We start from the raw sequence: 16,092 nt of genomic DNA, 5'->3' as shown, positions 1-16,092 counted from the left end.
GTAGGGAGTGCCGGATGGCCGAAGCCAACAGGGCAGACACGATCCGCAAGATATTTGCAGCCTATCTGTCCAACGATCGCAAGTTCGTCGCGGATGCCTTTAGCGACGAATTCCGCTTCACCAGCCCGTTCGATGACAATATCGACAAGGCGACCTATTTCGCGCGCTGCTGGCAGAACAGCGACTGGATCGAACGGCACGAGCTGGAGCGAATTTTCGTCGACGGCGATGCCGCCTTTGTGACCTATCGCTGTACCGCGAAGGGCGGAAAGAGTTTCCGCAATACCGAGTTCTTCGTCTTCGATGGCGACAAGGTGAAGCGCATCGACGTCTACTTCGGCGCCTCCTACCAGGATGGCAAGTTCGTCAGGCAGCAGCCATAGACCGGCTTGCCGGTCAAATTACTTCCGAAATAATTTTTCCCGACATGTCGGTGCCGTAAAACCCCGCTCGTCTTGTTGATGAAGGCGGACGAAGGGTAGCCGCCCAGCGAGATATAACGGAGCACGACAATGCGATTCATGGTGATTGTGAAGGCGAGCAAGGATACGGAAGCCGGCGTGATGCCGAGTACGGAACTGCTGGCCGCGATGGGCAAGTTCAACGAAGAGCTGGTCAAGGCCGGCGTGATGGAGGCGGGCGAGGGCCTGCATCCGACCTCGAAGGGCGCGCGGATCAAATATCAGGGCGGGCAGGGCAGCGCCAGCCGCGGTCCGTTCCCGCTCTCGGGCGACCTCGTTGCCGGCTTCTGGCTGATCAACACCAAATCGCTGGATGATGCGATCGCGTGGATGAAGCGCGCGCCGTTCCTGGATGGCGACGAGGTCGAAATTCGCCAGGTGTTCGCGGCGGAAGATTTCGGCGAAGCGCTCACCCCCGAACTGCGCGAACAGGAAGAGCGGCTGCGCGCGCAAGCGGCGAAGAAGTAAGGGCCCACCGTCAATCCGGGCGATGCGAAGCATCGAACTAAGGTGCGCAATGCGCACCTGAGAATCTCGCTACACAATCTCCAGATTCTCCAGTGCGCAATCGCGCACCGTAGTTCGCGCTTTTGCGCGCCCCGGAATGACGACAACAGAGCAAGGATCCCACCATGCGATTCATGATGCTGATGATTCCCCTCGGCTACGAGACCGCGCCACCCGACGTCCAGCTCGACCCGGAGCGCGTCAAGGCGATGATGAAGTACAACGAGGCGCTGAAGGAGGCCGGCGTGCTGATCGCGCTCGATGGCCTGCATCCGCCGTCGATGGGCGCGCGGGTTTCCTTCGCCACCGGCAAGCCTGTTGTCACGGACGGCCCCTTCACGGAAGCAAAGGAAGTGCTCGGCGGCTACTGGATGATCAACGTGAAGTCGCGCGAGGAGGCAATCGCCTGGGCGAAAAAATGCCCGGCCAGCGAGAACGAAATCATCGAAATCCGCCAGGTGCAGGAGATCGGCGATTTCTCCGAGGAAGTGCAGCAGGCGGCCGCCGGCTTCGAGGAATTGCAGAAAGGAAATCAACACCGGGCGCGGTGAGTTTTGGCCTGCTTCGAAGCGCAGCCGTCAAGTCGAGAGTTGATCGTCGATCCGTCAACCGCAAGGGAGGAGAAACCTCATGAGCACCAACGACACGTTCCTCGCTGTCTTCCTCGGCAGCAAGACCAGTACGAAAATGGCGGCCTGGAATGCTCTGCCCGAGGCTGAGCGGCACGCCAGGGAGCAGCAGGGGATCGCGGCGTGGAAGGCTTGGGTCGAAAAGCACCAGGCGGCGATCGACGCCATGGGGGGCCCGCTCGGCAGGACCAAGAAGGTCGATTCAAACGGTATTGCTGACATCAGCAACGAAATGGGCGCCTTCACGGTGGTGCGGGCCGCTTCACATGAGGCGGCCGCGAAACTGTTCGAGAACCATCCGCATTTTGCGATTTTTCCGGGCGAGCGGGTGGAGATCATGCCGGTCCTCCCCATCCCGGGCGGTTAAGAAATTGGAATTTTGCGGCGTTCCGCACGCCGTTAACCTTCATGAACGGCGCAAAATAAGTGACTCTTTGCGCCCCACTCATGTAAAGATCGTTCACATGAGTTGGCAAAAGGATCGCCGCGGCGAGCGTGGCTACCATCACGGCAATCTGAAAGAGGCATTGCTGCAGGCAGCGCTCGATCTGATTTCGCAGAAGGGCCCGGCCGGTTTCACCTTTGCGGACGCGGCGCGGATGGCCGGCGTCAGCCCCGCCGCGCCGTACCGGCATTTCCGCGACCGCGATGAACTGCTGTCCTCGATCGCCCAGCGCGGCTTTGAGCAGTTCGAGGCCTTGCTCACGCAAGCCTGGGACGATGGGCGCCCGGATACCGTCACGGCGTTCGAACGGGTCGGCAAAGCCTATCTGGCGTTTGCCCGCAACGAGCCCGCGTTCTATTCGGCGATGTTTGAATCCGGCATTCCCATCGAAGCCAATCCGACCTTGATGGCCGCGAGCGAACGCGCCTTTGCCCTCATCCGCGCGGCGGCCGAACGGCTGGCGGCGATGTCGCCGCCCGGCGTGCCGCGGCCGCCGGCGATGATGATGGCGTTGCACATCTGGTCGATGGCGCACGGCGTGGCCTCGCTGTTCGGCCGCGGCGATGGCGCGCGGCGCAAATTGCCGATGTCGCCGGAGGACCTCCTGGAAGCGCAGGTGCTGATCTATCTGCGCGGCCTTGGCTTCCCGACCGATCGCCGGGCTTCGGACCAGAAGCCGTCCGGCCCGCCGCCCGTTCCCCCGGCCGGCGGCTCTTCGGGTCCCTGGGGCAACCCCAGATAAATTTTTGCAGCGTGCGGTCAGCTGCGCGCTTGACAAAAACGCGGGATGGTTTAGGTATGTAAATGTTATTTACATTCACAACGGCGTGATCGCCGTCATGGAGAGGGAAATGGCCTACACCGCAGATGTCAATCGATGGCGCGGCCCGACGGAAGAGAACTATCGCCCGAATATGCTTGAGAGCCCCTGGCACCCCGGCTGGATCGTGGTGACCATCCTCGGCTTCATCATCTGGTGGCCGATCGGCCTCGCCCTCCTCTTTTTCACACTAGGGAGCAGAAAGATGGGTTGCTGGAGCCACGGAGACCGCTGGCAGAACAAGATGGAGCGGATGCAGTACAAGATGGACCGGATGCGCAACCGCATGGAGCGCCGTGGTTTCGGCGGCTTCGGCTTCGGCCCGCCCTCGAGCGGCAACCGCGCCTTCGACGAGTACCGCATGGAAACCCTGCGCCGGCTCGAGGAAGAGCAGGTCGAGTTCAGGAATTTCCTCGACCGCCTGCGCCACGCCAGGGACAAGGAAGAGTTCGACCAGTTCATGGCGCAGCACAAGCAGCGCCCGACCCCGCCGAACGACCAGCCGCAGCAGGGCTGAGTGTCAACACTACGTGAAGTTCAGCCGCAGGCGTGATGCCCCCATGACGCCTGACGGCGGATACAGCCGCCCATCTGCGATGCGCAGGTGGGCGGTTTGTTTTTGTCCGCGCAGACGGCGACCCTCGAACGGTTTGTAATTGCGGTGGCGTCCGTCGTATAATCGACCAATGGTGTTCCTTGGGATGATCCTGCGAATGGTCGGGACGGCGGTCGTTTTGGCCGTGCTGTCGTTTGGTCCATCTGCAGCCTACGCCCATTCGGGCCATCATCAACATCAGGCCGTGCATCACGCGGCTGTTGCATCCATCGCGATGGTAAGCACCGATCACCAGGCCGTTCTCTCCGCCGCAGTGGAGGTGAAGCTGAACCAGGATGGGGATCAGGCATCCCCGGAAAGGCCGTGTCTGGGCGGATGCTGCTCCTCGGCCTCCGGCCCGTGTTGCCCCTCAGGACTTCCAAGCGCCTCACTGTCGATTCCTTATCTGCAGATTGTCTCGCGCCTGAGTTTTCCGCCTTCGCAAGCGGGGATACGCCGCGCGCCGGAATCTTTCGAGCGTCCTCCAAGAACCTCCCTCTGAGTGCCGAATCCGTGTGAGCGCGCCTGCGTGGCGTGTCTCGCGGCATGAATCTCGAGTGAGGACGACCGCTATGTTTCGAAAGTTTCGGCGCATTTCATGCGCCATCGCCGTTGCCGTTGTTGCGACCTGCGCCACGCTAACGGCCACGCCGGCCCATGAAGGCCATGATCACACGGATGAACCGCAGGCGAGCGTTAGCGCTACGCCGCGCGGCGAAGCCGTCTCCGCAGAGTTTGAACTGGTTGCAGTCGCTCGCGGCGACAGCATCGACATCTATGTCGACCGTTTCGCGACCAATGAGCCGGTAACCGGCGCCAGCCTGGTCGTTGAGACGCCTGCAGGACCTGCCACGCCGAGCGAGCAGCCGGATGGTGCCTATCGGCTGCCGGCTCCCTGGCTTTCCAAGGGGGGCCGAACCGATCTTGTCGTTTCGATCACGGCCAAGAACCTGACCGACATCTTGCCGGTTACCATCGAAACGCCAGCTCAGAAATCTTCCTCGCCGGTTGCGCATCTCGAATGGTCGCCTGTCCTGCGCACGATTTTGCTCGTCGGCGGCGGCTTCATTGCCGGTCTGCTTGTGGCAGCGGCCGTTCTGCGCCGCCGCTTGGCTCTCGTCGTGCTGGCCTGCATGGCACTCGTCAGCGGAGCGGGAGAAGGAAACGCCCATGAAGGCCATGGTCATGAGGAGGAAAAGGAGCAGGTCGCGATCAGGGCAAATTCAGAGGAGCGTGCCCAACGCCTGTCGGATGGCACGGTGTTCGTTCCGAAGTCCATCCAGCGCATTTTTGCCCTGCGATCGCTGGTGACTGAGAAGGCGCGTCATCCCAAGGTCGCCGAGCTTCCAGGTCGCATCATTCCGGACCCGGCCGCCAGCGGTTACGTGCAATCCGCCGTCGGTGGCAGGCTGTCGGCATCGCCGGACGGTTTTCCCCGTCTCGGCACGCGCGTGAAGCAGGGCGATATCCTGGGCTACGTCACGCCGCCCCTGCAGGCCATCGATCTGTCCGACATGCGCCAGCGTCAGGGTGAGTTGGACCAGCAGATCTCGATCGTGGAGCGGCGCGTGGCGCGCTACGAGCAGCTCGCGGCAGGCGGGGCCGTATCCCGCACCCAGCTTGAGGAGGCCCGCCTTGAGCTCGAGGGCTTGCGCGACCGCCGAGCTTCGATTGAGAAGGCCCGGCGCGAACCCGAACCCCTCGTCGCTCCGGTGGCCGGCGTGATTGCGGAAGGCACCGCGGTCGCCGGACAAATCGTGCAGCCGAGTTCGATCGTGTTCAACATTGTCGATCCGTCGCGTCTCTGGGTCGAAGCATTGAGCTTTGAGACGATCGAAGGCGTCAAGACCGCGCGCGCCACGACCTATTCCGGCAGGAGCCTCGAGCTTGAATATCGCGGCGCCGGCTTTGCCGATCGCAGTCAGTCGGTTCCGGTGCACTTTTCGATCATTGGCGATACCGCCGGCCTGAGGGCAGGACAGTTCCTGACCGTTCTCGTCCCGACTCGGGACGAGAAGGAAGGAATCGCGGTCCCGCGCACCAGCCTCGTCCGCGGCTCGAACGGTCAGGACTTCGTCTATGAGCATGTCGGGCCTGAGCGGTTCGCGCCGAGGAGCGTACGCGCGGAGCCGCTCGACGGCGAGAACGTGTTGATCATGTCAGGCGTTGCGCCCGGCAAACGTATCGTCTCGCAAGGAGCAGAGCTCCTTGAACACGTACGCTGAAGGGAGACGTCGCGATGTTTTCGCTTCTCGTCAGCGCCTCCCTCCGCAACCGGCTGTTCGTGCTGGCCTTGGCGGGCCTCCTCGTGGTTCTCGGCGCCTACACCGCCCGACAACTCCCCGTCGACGTCTTCCCGGACCTTAACCGGCCGACCGTCACGATCATGACGGAGTCCGAAGGCTACGCGCCGCCAGAGGTCGAGCAACTCATCACATTTCCGATCGAAACGCAGATGAACGGCGTTCCCGGTGTCAGCCGCGTTCGTTCGGTTTCGGGAATCGGGCTTTCGATCGTCTACGTCGAGTTCGACTGGGGAACGGATATCTACCGCAACCGGCAGCTCGTGGCCGAGCGTCTGGCCCGTGTGCAAAGCCAGCTTCCCCTCAATGTCACCTCGCAGATCGCCCCGATCAGCTCGATCATGGGGCAGATACTTCTCGTCGCCGTCACCTCGACGACGGCCTCGCCGATGGAAGTGCGCGAGATCGCCGACTTCACGATCAGGCCGCGCCTGCTCGCCATCCCCGGCGTCGCGCAGGTGATCCCGATCGGTGGAGAAGTCAGGCAATATCGGATTGCGCCGCAGCCCTCCGCGTTGCGCGCGCTGTCCGTGACCTACGAACAGCTCGAGCTCGCGCTCGCCCAGTTCGGAACCAATACCGGCGGCGGCTTCACCGACCACAACGCCCGCGAATACCTGATCCGGAATATCGGGCGAACGACGAGCCTGGAGGATTTGCGCAGCATCGTCGTGGCCACCATCGACGGGCGGCCGGTCTACATGCGTCAGGTCGCCGATGTCGACTTCGCGCCCAAGATCAAGCGCGGCGATGCCGGACACATGAGCAAGCCCGCCGTCATCGTCTCGGTTGAAAAGCAACCCGGCGTCGATACCGTGCGGCTGACCGGTCAGATCGAGCAGGCGCTTTCGGAACTCGAGCCGTCACTTCCGCCTGGCGTCAAGGCTGGCGAAATCGTGTTTCGCCAGGCGGATTTCATCGAGAACTCGCTCCGTAACGTTGGCCGGGTTCTGATTGAGGCGGCGGTTGTCGTCTCGGTCATCCTGTTCGCATTCCTTCTCAATTGGCGTACGACGGCGATCTCGCTGACGGCCATCCCCGTTTCGATCCTGACCACGGCCATCATTTTCAAGCTCTTCGGCCTGTCGATCAACACGATGACGCTCGGCGGCCTTGCGATTGCCATCGGCGAGCTTGTCGATGACGCCGTGGTCGACGTCGAAAATATCTTTCGGCGCTTACGGGAAAACCGGGAGCAGGGCAATCCACGGAGCGTGTTCGAAGTCGTTGTTGCCGCCTCCAGCGAAGTCCGTTCCGGCATCGTCTATGCGACGACGATCATCGTGCTGGTGTTCGTGCCGCTGTTCGCGCTCTCCGGCGTTGAAGGACGCCTGTTCGCCCCGCTCGGCCAGGCCTACATTATTTCGATCCTCGCAAGCCTCGTGGTCTCGATCACGCTTACGCCGGTCATGGCCTATTACCTGCTGCCGGGCGCAAAACGCATGGCCGAGGGCGAAAGCTGGCTGGTGCGACGACTCAAGCGAATCAACCGTGCCGCCCTTGATGCTGCGTTCGCCCGCGGAAAACTTCTGCTGGCGCTGACCTTGATCGCGGTAGCGGCGGCGGGATGGGGCGCATTCCAGCTCAAGCGTGCCTTCCTGCCCGCGTTTAACGAAGGCACGTTCACCATCAACCTCGCCTTCAATCCCGGCGTTTCACTCGCAGAATCGAACCGCGTCGGCGCAATCGCCGAACGGCTGCTGCTGGACGTCCCGGAGGTGATCAGCATCGGCCGAAGGACCGGCCGCGCCGAACTGGATGAGCATGCCGAAGGCGTGCATTCCTCCGAGCTCGATGTCGCCTTGAAGCATTCGGATCGTGCGAAGCCGGACATCGTTGCCGACATCCGTTCGCGCCTCGCTGTCCTGCCGCTATCCGTCAACGTTGGACAGCCGATCTCGCATCGGCTCGATCACCTGCTCTCCGGTGTCCGCGCGGAGATCGCCTTGAAGCTGTTCGGCGAGGATCTCGACATCCTTCGCGGTACCGCGGAGGAAATCCGCAGCCGGATCGCCGGTCTGCCCGGCATCAAGGACCTTCAGGTCGAAAAGCAGGTGCGAATCCCCCAGCTTGAAATCCGCGTCAATTATACCCGTGCAGCACTGTACGGCGTTCAGCCGGGCGCGGTGGTCGAGCAATTGTCGCGGCTGTCGAGCGGCCGGGTGATATCGCGCGTCGTCGACGGCTATCGCCGCTTCGATGTTGTCATGCGCCTGCCGGACCGTCTGCGAACCACGGAGAAGCTCGGCGATCTCCTGATCAAGACGCCGACCGGCTGGATACCGGCGCGGCAGATCGCCGATATCACGGAGACCGACGGACCCAATCAGATCCTGAGAGAAAATGGACGGCGGCGCATCGTCATCCTCGCCAATTCGGATGCCAAGGTTGACATGGCGAAGCTGGTCGAGGGGATTCGCGGCGAGCTGCAGGCGACGAGACTGCCACCGGGCGTGACCGCAAGCCTCGAAGGAACGTTCCAGGCGCAGGAAGAAGCGAGCCGGACCATCGGCATTCTGGCGCTCGTCTCGCTCTCCCTGATCTTCGCGATCCTCTACAGCCGCTATCGGTCCGCGGTGCTGGCGCTGATCATCATGGGCGGCATTCCACTCGCCTTGATCGGATCGGTTGCCGCGCTGGCCATCACCGATCAGCCGCTCTCGGTTGCGAGCCTGGTCGGGTTTGTCACGCTTACCGGCATCGCCGCGCGTAACGGCATCCTCAAGATCAGTCACTACATCAACCTGGCGCTGCAGGACGGCGTGGAATTCGGAAGAGAGCTGGTCATCCGGGGAAGCCTCGAACGGATGACGCCGGTGTTGATGACGGCGCTTTCGGCGGGGGTGGCACTGGTGCCGCTTTTGATCGGCGCCGATGAATCGGGCAAGGAGATTCTCCATCCCGTTGCCGTGACGATCTTCGGCGGCCTCATCAGCGCGACACTGCTCGATACCGTCGTGACACCGGTGCTGTTCCTGTGGTTCGGGAAAAAGCCGCTTGCGCGCTTGTTGCAACGGCAGGCCGACGAAACCGGCAAGGCAACCGCCGCGGCTCACTCCTACTGACGCAAAGCTGAAAAGGAAGAATTCACATGAGACACAAAGCCATTGTCCTTCGTCTTGCGCTTCTGATGGCACTAGTGGCCTCGCCGGCCGGCGCTCACTCAGCGAAAGGGCCGCATGGCGGGCGGATGGCGGAAGCAAAGCCTTACCACGCCGAACTCATAACCAATGGCGACAGTGTGGAGATCTTCGTCAGCGACGCCGACGAAAAGCCGATGAGTGCCGCCGGATTCAAGGGCGTTGCCATTTTTCAGATTGGCGGCAAGGTGGAGAGGATCGAACTGCGCCTGAGCGAGTCGGGCGCGCTTGCCGGAAAAGCCGGTGTAGCCGTTCCACAGACCGTCAAGGGGGCTGTTCAGCTTACCGGGCCGGACGGGAAAACGATCAACGCACGTTTCGACTGATCTCATGCACTAGGTTCGTCATGGCCGGGCAAGAGCGCGAAGCGCGTCTTCGCGCGAGACGTCTCGGCATCCACGTCTTTCTTGCAGACGCGTAACGAAGGACGTGGATGCCTCTCACAAGGCCGGCATGAACGCGCTGCTGGCGCTTTCTCGCTGATGGCCTATATTGCGCGGGCAGCACTACTTCCGAGGCGGCCATGATTCCAGACGGAACTGCACCGGTTGATCAACTCTGGGAGTCCGTCCGGCGTGAAGCGACGAGCGCGGTGGCACGCGACCCGGTATTCGGCGCGGCGCTGTCATCCGCCATCCTCGATCAGCCCGATTTCGGCAGTGCATTGTCACACCAGCTCGGTGATCGGCTCGGCAAGAGCCCGGCCGATCGGAAGCACGTTGCCCAGCTTGCACGTGACGCCTTTGCGGCTTCGCCCGACCTGATCGACGCGGCGAGCCGCGATCTGCAGTGCATCGCCGTTCATGATCCCGCGAAGACGACGCTGCTGCCGCCGCTGTTGAACTTCAAGGGGTATGTCGCGCTGCAGGCCTTTCGCGTCTCCGGCTGGCTCTGGCGTCAAGGCCGTAACGATCTCGCACTCTTGCTGCAAAGCCTGTCGTCCGATCAGCTTCAGGTCAGCATTCACCCCTCGGCCGTGATCGGCACGTCGGTGTTTCTCGACCACGCCACCGGCATCATCATCGGCGCCTTTGCCGTGATCGGCGACGAGGTGACGATCCTGCAGAACGTCACCATCGGCCGCAAGACTTCGGAGCCGGACCGCGCGCCAAAGATCGGCAGGGGCGTTTATCTCGGCGGCGGCTCGACCATTATCGGCAATGTCAGCATCGGCGATTTCGCCAAGATCGGCGCCGGTGCGGTCGTCGAGCATGACGTGCCGCCCGGCTGCACCGCGGTCGGGGTGCCAGCGCGATTGACCAATTGCCCGGAGCCAAAGGTCTCCGTCTGAGCACGGCCGCGTAGCCCGGGTGAGCGCAGGGTAGGGCAAATCAATTCTGATTTTCCGAAATCGTGTCAAGCCCGGGAATCAAAAATATTCCGCTTAACAGGTTGGGCAAATCAGTCGCATAACTCCGCCCGTCTCACGGCAAGATGAGGGGCGCTTCGCGATCGTCACGAACGTGCGGTGAGATGCGATGGACGCTGATGTCACGACGACGTACGTGACGTGAGGCGTACGGCGAAGTCGTGTGGTTCGGACGCCGCGGTGCTGGCGTTAAGTTCTTAAGAAGCGAAGCTTCTCAGGGATGACGGAGGCAAAAGAGCCGTTCTCCGGGGAGAGCACGAAGTAAGCCGTAAAGCCATTGCGCAGGGAAGGCCGGAGTGTTTCCGCTGTACCTGTATGCTCGTGTGCGTTTTCCTTATGCGCAACGGCACACGAGACCGCGGGTGCAGCGCGCACCCGGTCTTCCCTGCGCCCTTGTGTCCAGGAAATCTGTCAGAATGTGCGAACGGGCGGTTGCGCACCAACCGCCCGTTGCTGGAACTGAGCCCGTTGCGCCCAAAGGCGACCGAGCCTGTGTCAGAGCGAGGGACAGCTCCGGTGTCTTCCTCAACCCGAACAGTTGCAAGGGCTTCGAGCCCGAACCGAGCAAGGAAGGGAGTGGATGATGGCACAAAATGCTCATGTTGTCGTGGGTATCGATGTCGCCAAGGACAAGGTGGATGCGTGCATTCGTGCGTTGGGATTACGGCAAACCCTCCCGAGCACGACCCAGGGGCACCGTAAGCTGGTCGCCTGGCTTCGCAAGCACCAGGCGAACAAGGCGGTGATGGAGGCGAGTGGCGGCTATGAGCGTGCCTGGGCCAAGGTGCTGCGCGACGCCGGCATCGAAGTTCGGATCGTCGACCCCAAACGGGTCCGCAGCTTCGCGCTATCAGCCGGACGGCTGGCCAAGAACGATACGATCGATGCCGAGATGATTGCCTGGTTCGCCGAGACATTCAGCGATGCGCCGGGCCAGAAACACGATGCGGCACAAGAGGAGCTGCAGGCACTCGTAAAGGCGCGCTTAAGCCTGATTGATTTTAGGATGCGCTTGGTCAGCCAAAGCGAGCATGCCGCGCCGGGATTGGTGCAGAAGGCGCATGCCCGCATCTTGAAGAACCTGGCCTGCGAGATTGCCAAGCTCGAGGCCGCCATCTGCGCCAAAATCAAGTCCATGCCGGATTTTGCGGAACGCGCCGAGATCATCGAGAGTGTGCCGGGGTTCGCCGAGACGAGTTCGGCAAACCTCCTTGCAGGAATGCCGGAGCTTGGTCAGGTGAGCAACAAGATCGCCGCGGCCTTGATCGGGGTCGCCCCCTATGACGACGACAGCGGAAAGCGCCGCGGCGAGCGCCACATCAAGGGAGGCCGCCGCTGGGTCCGTAACGCCATCTACATGCCCTGTGTTGGCGCAGCCACGCTGAACAATCCCGTGCTGAAGGCCTACTATCAGCGCCTGATTGCCAAAGGAAAAGAGCCGAAGATTGCCATCATCGCCGGCATGCGCAAGCTGATCATCATCCTCAACACCATGATCGCACGACGGCAGAAATGGGATCCCAGCCGTTACGCGTTGAGCTGACGAGCGCGCCCACCGCGATCGGTTCCGCGACCGAGCGCTTGCAAAGCCGACAGACCGGTGAACGGGCGGGGTCAAGGCCGCAGCCGCCGTAGGCGGGGGCGCGCCAGCGCCAGCCTTGAGGCCGGCCGATCACCGGGCTACTTCCAGCACAGTTGCTCTGATTGGAGAGGGCGACGAAGAAAATACAAACCTCGGGCGATCAGCGACGCGAGAATGCGAAACTGTATCCACCCGTCGGCTCGCAATGACGCAGAGAGAACTGGCGACTTGCCACCCTGAGGAGGCTACGCTTCGGGCCGCCCGAAAGGGCAGCGGCTACCGGCCCAGCACAATCGGTCGGGAACGTCTCATGGAACCCGGTTCCCGGCTCCTAACCGCCCGGCTTGGCTGGATTTCCGGCTGTTGGATTTCCCTTTGGTAACCTAAAGTTAACCAAGCTTAGCGTCTGGTTAGGGACGGAATGACGCGCGGACAGCCCTCGTTTTGACATGTTGGCAGGGGAAGCAGAGCCCGGCTTTCGGCGGGCCCCCCATGCGACACAAGAGAGGCTTCTCGCGCTGGCGCAAATCGCCGCGCTCGACGCGCGGCTGTGGAACCGGCAGCCATTTGCTCCCGGAGGAATTAGGGACACTTGCGTTGAGAGGATACCGCTTATGAATCCCGCCGACGTGGCGCCGTCAGCTTTGCCGATGATCGCGGCCGATGTGTCGCTGATCTCGCTGTTCATGCAGGCCCACTGGGTCGTCAAAACGGTCATGCTGGGCCTTCTCGCCTGCTCGGTCTGGGTGTGGGCGATCGCGATCGACAAGATTTTCCTTTATTCGCGCACCAAGCGTGCGATGGACCGCTTCGAACAGGCGTTCTGGTCGGGGCAGTCAATCGAGGAGCTTTACCGCGCGCTGTCGGCAAAGCCGACGCAATCGATGGCGGCGTGCTTCGTCGCCGCGATGCGTGAGTGGAAGCGCTCGTTCGAGAGCCAGACGCGCTCCTTTGCCGGCCTGCAGATGCGGATCGAGAAGGTGATGAACGTCTCCATCGCCCGCGAAGTCGAACGGCTGGAGCGGCGGCTGCTGGTGCTGGCGACGGTCGGTTCGGCGGGTCCGTTCGTCGGCCTGTTCGGAACCGTTTGGGGCATCATGTCGAGCTTCCAGTCGATCGCGGCTTCGAAAAACACTTCATTGGCAGTGGTCGCGCCCGGCATCGCGGAAGCGCTGTTTGCGACCGCTATCGGTCTTATCGCCGCCATCCCCGCGACCATTTTCTACAATAAATTCACGTCCGAGGTGAATCGGCAGGCGCAGCGGCTGGAAGGCTTTGCCGACGAGTTTTCCGCCATCCTGTCCCGCCAGATCGACGAGCGGGCGTGAGGACGGCACATGACGAGCGCAGCGTGAGATCACGATCATGGCGATGAACATGGCAGGTTCGGCAGGCGGTGGCGGCGGACGCCGCGGCCGGCGTCGTGCCGCCGTGATGGCGGAGATCAACGTCACGCCGATGGTTGACGTGATGCTGGTGCTGCTCATCATCTTCATGGTGGCGGCGCCGTTGATGACGTCCAGCATCGATATCGACCTGCCGGTTGCCGGTGGCGGCAAGCAGATCCAGGCGAATGCGCCGCCGCTGACATTGTCGGTCAAGCGCACCGGCGGTACCTGCAATTCAAACGTCGAGCTCTACCTCGGGGATACGCTGATTCCGGCCAATGAGCTCCTGCCCAAGATCACGGCGATCAAGGAGACCAGATCGGAGGCCGAGCGCGTGGTATACCTGCGGGGCGACAAGGACGTCTGTTACACGGATATGATGAAATTATTGGGGTATATTCGGACGGCGGGGTTCAAGGCGAATATCGTCATCGTGCCGGAGCAGGGCTCCTGAGCATGTAATGGCGTAGGATGGCTGACGGGGAGCGGGAAAACTCGAGTGAAGATCAAGGTCGACAAGACGGTGATGGCATCGGTTGCCTTGCACTTGTTCGTGCTGGGGTGGGTGATGCTGTCGTTCTCGACCAAGGCGCTCGAAATGCCGCCGGAAGAGTCGGTTGCGGTCGATGTGGTTGACTCCAAAGAGCTTGCCAAGGTGATGGCCGGCATGAAGACCGGCAAGAAGGAAAACCCGAAGCCGCTGGTCGAGAAGGTCGCCGAAGCCAAGCCCGTCGATGACGCCGTCGGCAAGATCACCGAGAAGGCGCCCGTGGTGACCGAGACCGCGCCGCCGCCTCAGCCGAAGGTCGAGGAGAAGCCGGTCGAGAAGAAACCCGACCCGCCGAAGGTCGTCGAGAAGCCGAAGGAAGAGCCGAAGCCGGTCGAGAAAAAGCCCGATCCGCCGAAGGTCGATCAGATCGGCGACACCATCAAGAAGGAAGAGAAGAAGCCGCCGCCGAAGCCGCCGGTGCAGGCCGCCAAGCCGCCGCCGGAGCCGCCGAAGCAACGGATCGTGGAACGGCACTTCGATCAGAACCAGATCGCGGCCCTGCTCGACAAGCGTGATCCGACGCGCCAGGCCACGACCGGCGACACGCTGAATTCCAACGCGGCGCTGGGCCTTGCCAAGGGCACGGCCGCGGACAATTCCGCGACCTGGGGTTCAATGTTCCAGCGCCAGGTCGAGCGATGCTGGAAGAAACCCTATGGCGGGATCGAGTCGCAGAGGCCTGAAGCGGCATTTGCCATTCGCCTGAAGCGCGACGGCACGCTCGAAGGCTCGCCGGTTCCTGAGGGAACGCCGGCGACGCCCTTCCTTCGCGTCTATCAGGAAAGCGCATTGCGCGCGATCATCGAATGCCAGCCATATAAGCTGCCGGCGGCCTTCTACGAAGAGTGGAAATATTTCTCGCCGGTGTTCAAGGAAAAAGTCTAACGGTTTTGTCACGTGGCGGACACCCGTTGGCAATGACAGATATGAGCAAAGTTTGAAGCGATGACTGACAAAGATGGATTGCCGAACATGCTGTATCGCCCGAGCCGCCGTCAGATCATTGCCGGAATGGCGGCACTTGGCGCGGTCGCCGGCGGTAATGCCTTTGCGCAAGCGCCGAAGCGGATCGTAATTCCCGAGGGCGAGTTCACCCCGCAGCCGATCGCGATCCCGAATTTCGTCGCGGGCACGCCTGGCGATGCCGAGGTCGGCGTCGGCGTGGCGCAGGTCATCACCAACAACCTCAAGCGCAGCGGGCTGTTCGCGCCGATCGATCCGGCCGCCTTCATCGAGCGCATCAGCAATCCCGACAACCCGCCGACCTTTCAGAGCTGGAAGCAGATCAATGCAACCTATCTGGTGACCGGCCGTATGACTCGGCAGGGCGACGGCCGCCTCAAGGCTGAATTCCGTCTCTGGGACGTCAACACCAACCAGCAGCTCGCGGGCCAGCAATATTTCACCTCGCCGGAATATTGGCGGCGGATCGCGCATATTATCTCGGACCAGATCTACGAGCGCGCGACCGGTGAAAAGGGCTATTTCGACAGCCGCGTCGTGTTCGTCGACGAGACCGGATCGAAGGAGCGCCGCGTCAAGCGGCTGGCACTGATGGATCAGGACGGCGCCAACGTTCGCTATCTCACCAAGGGCTCCGACCTGGTGCTGACGCCGCGCTTCTCGCCGTCGACGCAAGAGATCACCTACATGGAGTTCGGCCAGGGCGATCCGCGCGTCTATCTGTTCAACGTCGAGACCGGGCAGCGCGAGATCGTCGGCAACTTCCCCGGCATGTCGTTCTCGCCGCGGTTCTCGCCGGATGGTCAGCGCATCATCATGAGCCTGCAGCAGGGCGGCAACTCGAACCTGTTCGTAATGGACCTGCGCTCGAAATCGACGACACGGCTGACCGATACGCCGGCGATCGACACCTCGCCGTCCTATTCGCCCGACGGCAGCCGGATCTGTTTCGAATCCGATCGCGGCGGCAAGCCGCAGATCTACGTGATGCCGGCCAATGGCGGCGGCGCGCAGCGCATCTCGTTCGGTGAGGGCAGCTACTCGACGCCGGTCTGGTCGCCGCGCGGCGACTACATCGCCTTCACCAAGCAGGGCGGCGGCGCATTCGCCATCGGCATCATGAAGACCGACGGTTCGGGCGAACGCATCCTCACCTCCGGCTTCCACAATGAGGGGCCGACGTTTGCGCCGAACGGGCGGGTCGTCATGTTCTTCCGCGATCCCGGCGGCAGCGGCGGGCCGTCGCTGTACACGGTCGACATCTCAGGTCGTAACGAATTGCGGGTGCCAACGCCCGGTTTCGCCTCCGACCCCGCATGGTCGCCGCTATTGTCCTGATG

The 16,092-nt window shown here is 62.4% G+C and carries 15 protein-coding genes; all 15 read left to right on the top strand.

The genetic code is table 11. The features are described from left to right. The first annotated feature begins 14 nt into the window (after window positions 1-14). Complete coding sequence (locus ACH79_RS05650) at window positions 15-383, top strand: nuclear transport factor 2 family protein (protein WP_161850124.1); 369 nt, start codon at window positions 15-17, stop codon at window positions 381-383. A gap of 129 nt (window positions 384-512) precedes the next feature. After that, window positions 513-929: a YciI family protein gene (locus ACH79_RS05645; protein ID WP_161850123.1), complete on the top strand. Its 417-nt coding sequence runs from the start codon at window positions 513-515 to the stop codon at window positions 927-929. Window positions 930-1,093: 164 nt separating this feature from the next. Beyond that, complete coding sequence (locus ACH79_RS05640) at window positions 1,094-1,519, top strand: YciI family protein (RefSeq protein ID WP_161850122.1); 426 nt, start codon at window positions 1,094-1,096, stop codon at window positions 1,517-1,519. A 79-nt stretch (window positions 1,520-1,598) separates the two neighbouring features. Further along, a complete protein-coding gene (locus tag ACH79_RS05635; protein WP_161850121.1) occupies window positions 1,599-1,964 on the top strand; it encodes a hypothetical protein in 366 nt (121 codons plus the stop codon). A gap of 97 nt (window positions 1,965-2,061) precedes the next feature. Further along, window positions 2,062-2,784: a TetR/AcrR family transcriptional regulator gene (locus ACH79_RS05630; RefSeq protein WP_161850120.1), complete on the top strand. Its 723-nt coding sequence runs from the start codon at window positions 2,062-2,064 to the stop codon at window positions 2,782-2,784. A 109-nt stretch (window positions 2,785-2,893) separates the two neighbouring features. Then, a complete protein-coding gene (locus ACH79_RS05625; RefSeq protein WP_161856231.1) occupies window positions 2,894-3,379 on the top strand; it encodes a DUF2852 domain-containing protein in 486 nt (161 codons plus the stop codon). A 650-nt stretch (window positions 3,380-4,029) separates the two neighbouring features. Next, entirely contained in the window at window positions 4,030-5,682 is a 1,653-nt protein-coding gene (locus ACH79_RS05620) for an efflux RND transporter periplasmic adaptor subunit (RefSeq protein WP_161850119.1), read from the top strand. Window positions 5,683-5,696: 14 nt separating this feature from the next. Next, a complete protein-coding gene (locus tag ACH79_RS05615; RefSeq protein ID WP_161850118.1) occupies window positions 5,697-8,825 on the top strand; it encodes an efflux RND transporter permease subunit in 3,129 nt (1,042 codons plus the stop codon). Between the two features lie 26 nt (window positions 8,826-8,851). Further along, window positions 8,852-9,226, top strand: coding sequence for a hypothetical protein (locus tag ACH79_RS05610; protein WP_161850117.1), 375 nt, complete (start codon window positions 8,852-8,854; stop codon window positions 9,224-9,226). Between the two features lie 197 nt (window positions 9,227-9,423). Beyond that, on the top strand, window positions 9,424-10,191 hold the full coding sequence (locus ACH79_RS05605) for a serine acetyltransferase (protein WP_161850116.1): 768 nt from the start codon (window positions 9,424-9,426) through the stop codon (window positions 10,189-10,191). A gap of 661 nt (window positions 10,192-10,852) precedes the next feature. Next, window positions 10,853-11,812: an IS110 family transposase gene (locus ACH79_RS05600; protein ID WP_161849892.1), complete on the top strand. Its 960-nt coding sequence runs from the start codon at window positions 10,853-10,855 to the stop codon at window positions 11,810-11,812. 653 nt (window positions 11,813-12,465) lie between these two features. Continuing rightward, entirely contained in the window at window positions 12,466-13,179 is a 714-nt protein-coding gene (gene tolQ / locus ACH79_RS05595; protein ID WP_161850115.1) for a protein TolQ, read from the top strand. 37 nt (window positions 13,180-13,216) lie between these two features. Further along, window positions 13,217-13,693 (top strand): biopolymer transporter ExbD, encoded by a 477-nt coding sequence (locus tag ACH79_RS05590; protein WP_161850114.1) that lies wholly within the window; start codon window positions 13,217-13,219, stop codon window positions 13,691-13,693. 51 nt (window positions 13,694-13,744) lie between these two features. Next, window positions 13,745-14,674 carry a cell envelope integrity protein TolA gene (locus ACH79_RS05585; protein ID WP_161856230.1) on the top strand — a complete coding sequence of 310 codons (930 nt, stop codon included), beginning with the start codon at window positions 13,745-13,747 and terminating at the stop codon, window positions 14,672-14,674. 87 nt (window positions 14,675-14,761) lie between these two features. Further along, window positions 14,762-16,090, top strand: a complete 1,329-nt coding sequence (gene tolB / locus ACH79_RS05580) for a Tol-Pal system beta propeller repeat protein TolB (RefSeq protein ID WP_161856229.1) — start codon at window positions 14,762-14,764, stop codon at window positions 16,088-16,090. The last annotated feature ends 2 nt before the right edge of the window (window positions 16,091-16,092 follow it).

The sequence above is a fragment of the Bradyrhizobium sp. CCBAU 051011 genome (assembly GCF_009930815.1).
In the GTDB taxonomy this organism is placed as follows: domain Bacteria; phylum Pseudomonadota; class Alphaproteobacteria; order Rhizobiales; family Xanthobacteraceae; genus Bradyrhizobium.
This window is presented reverse-complemented; position numbering and strand designations above follow the sequence as displayed.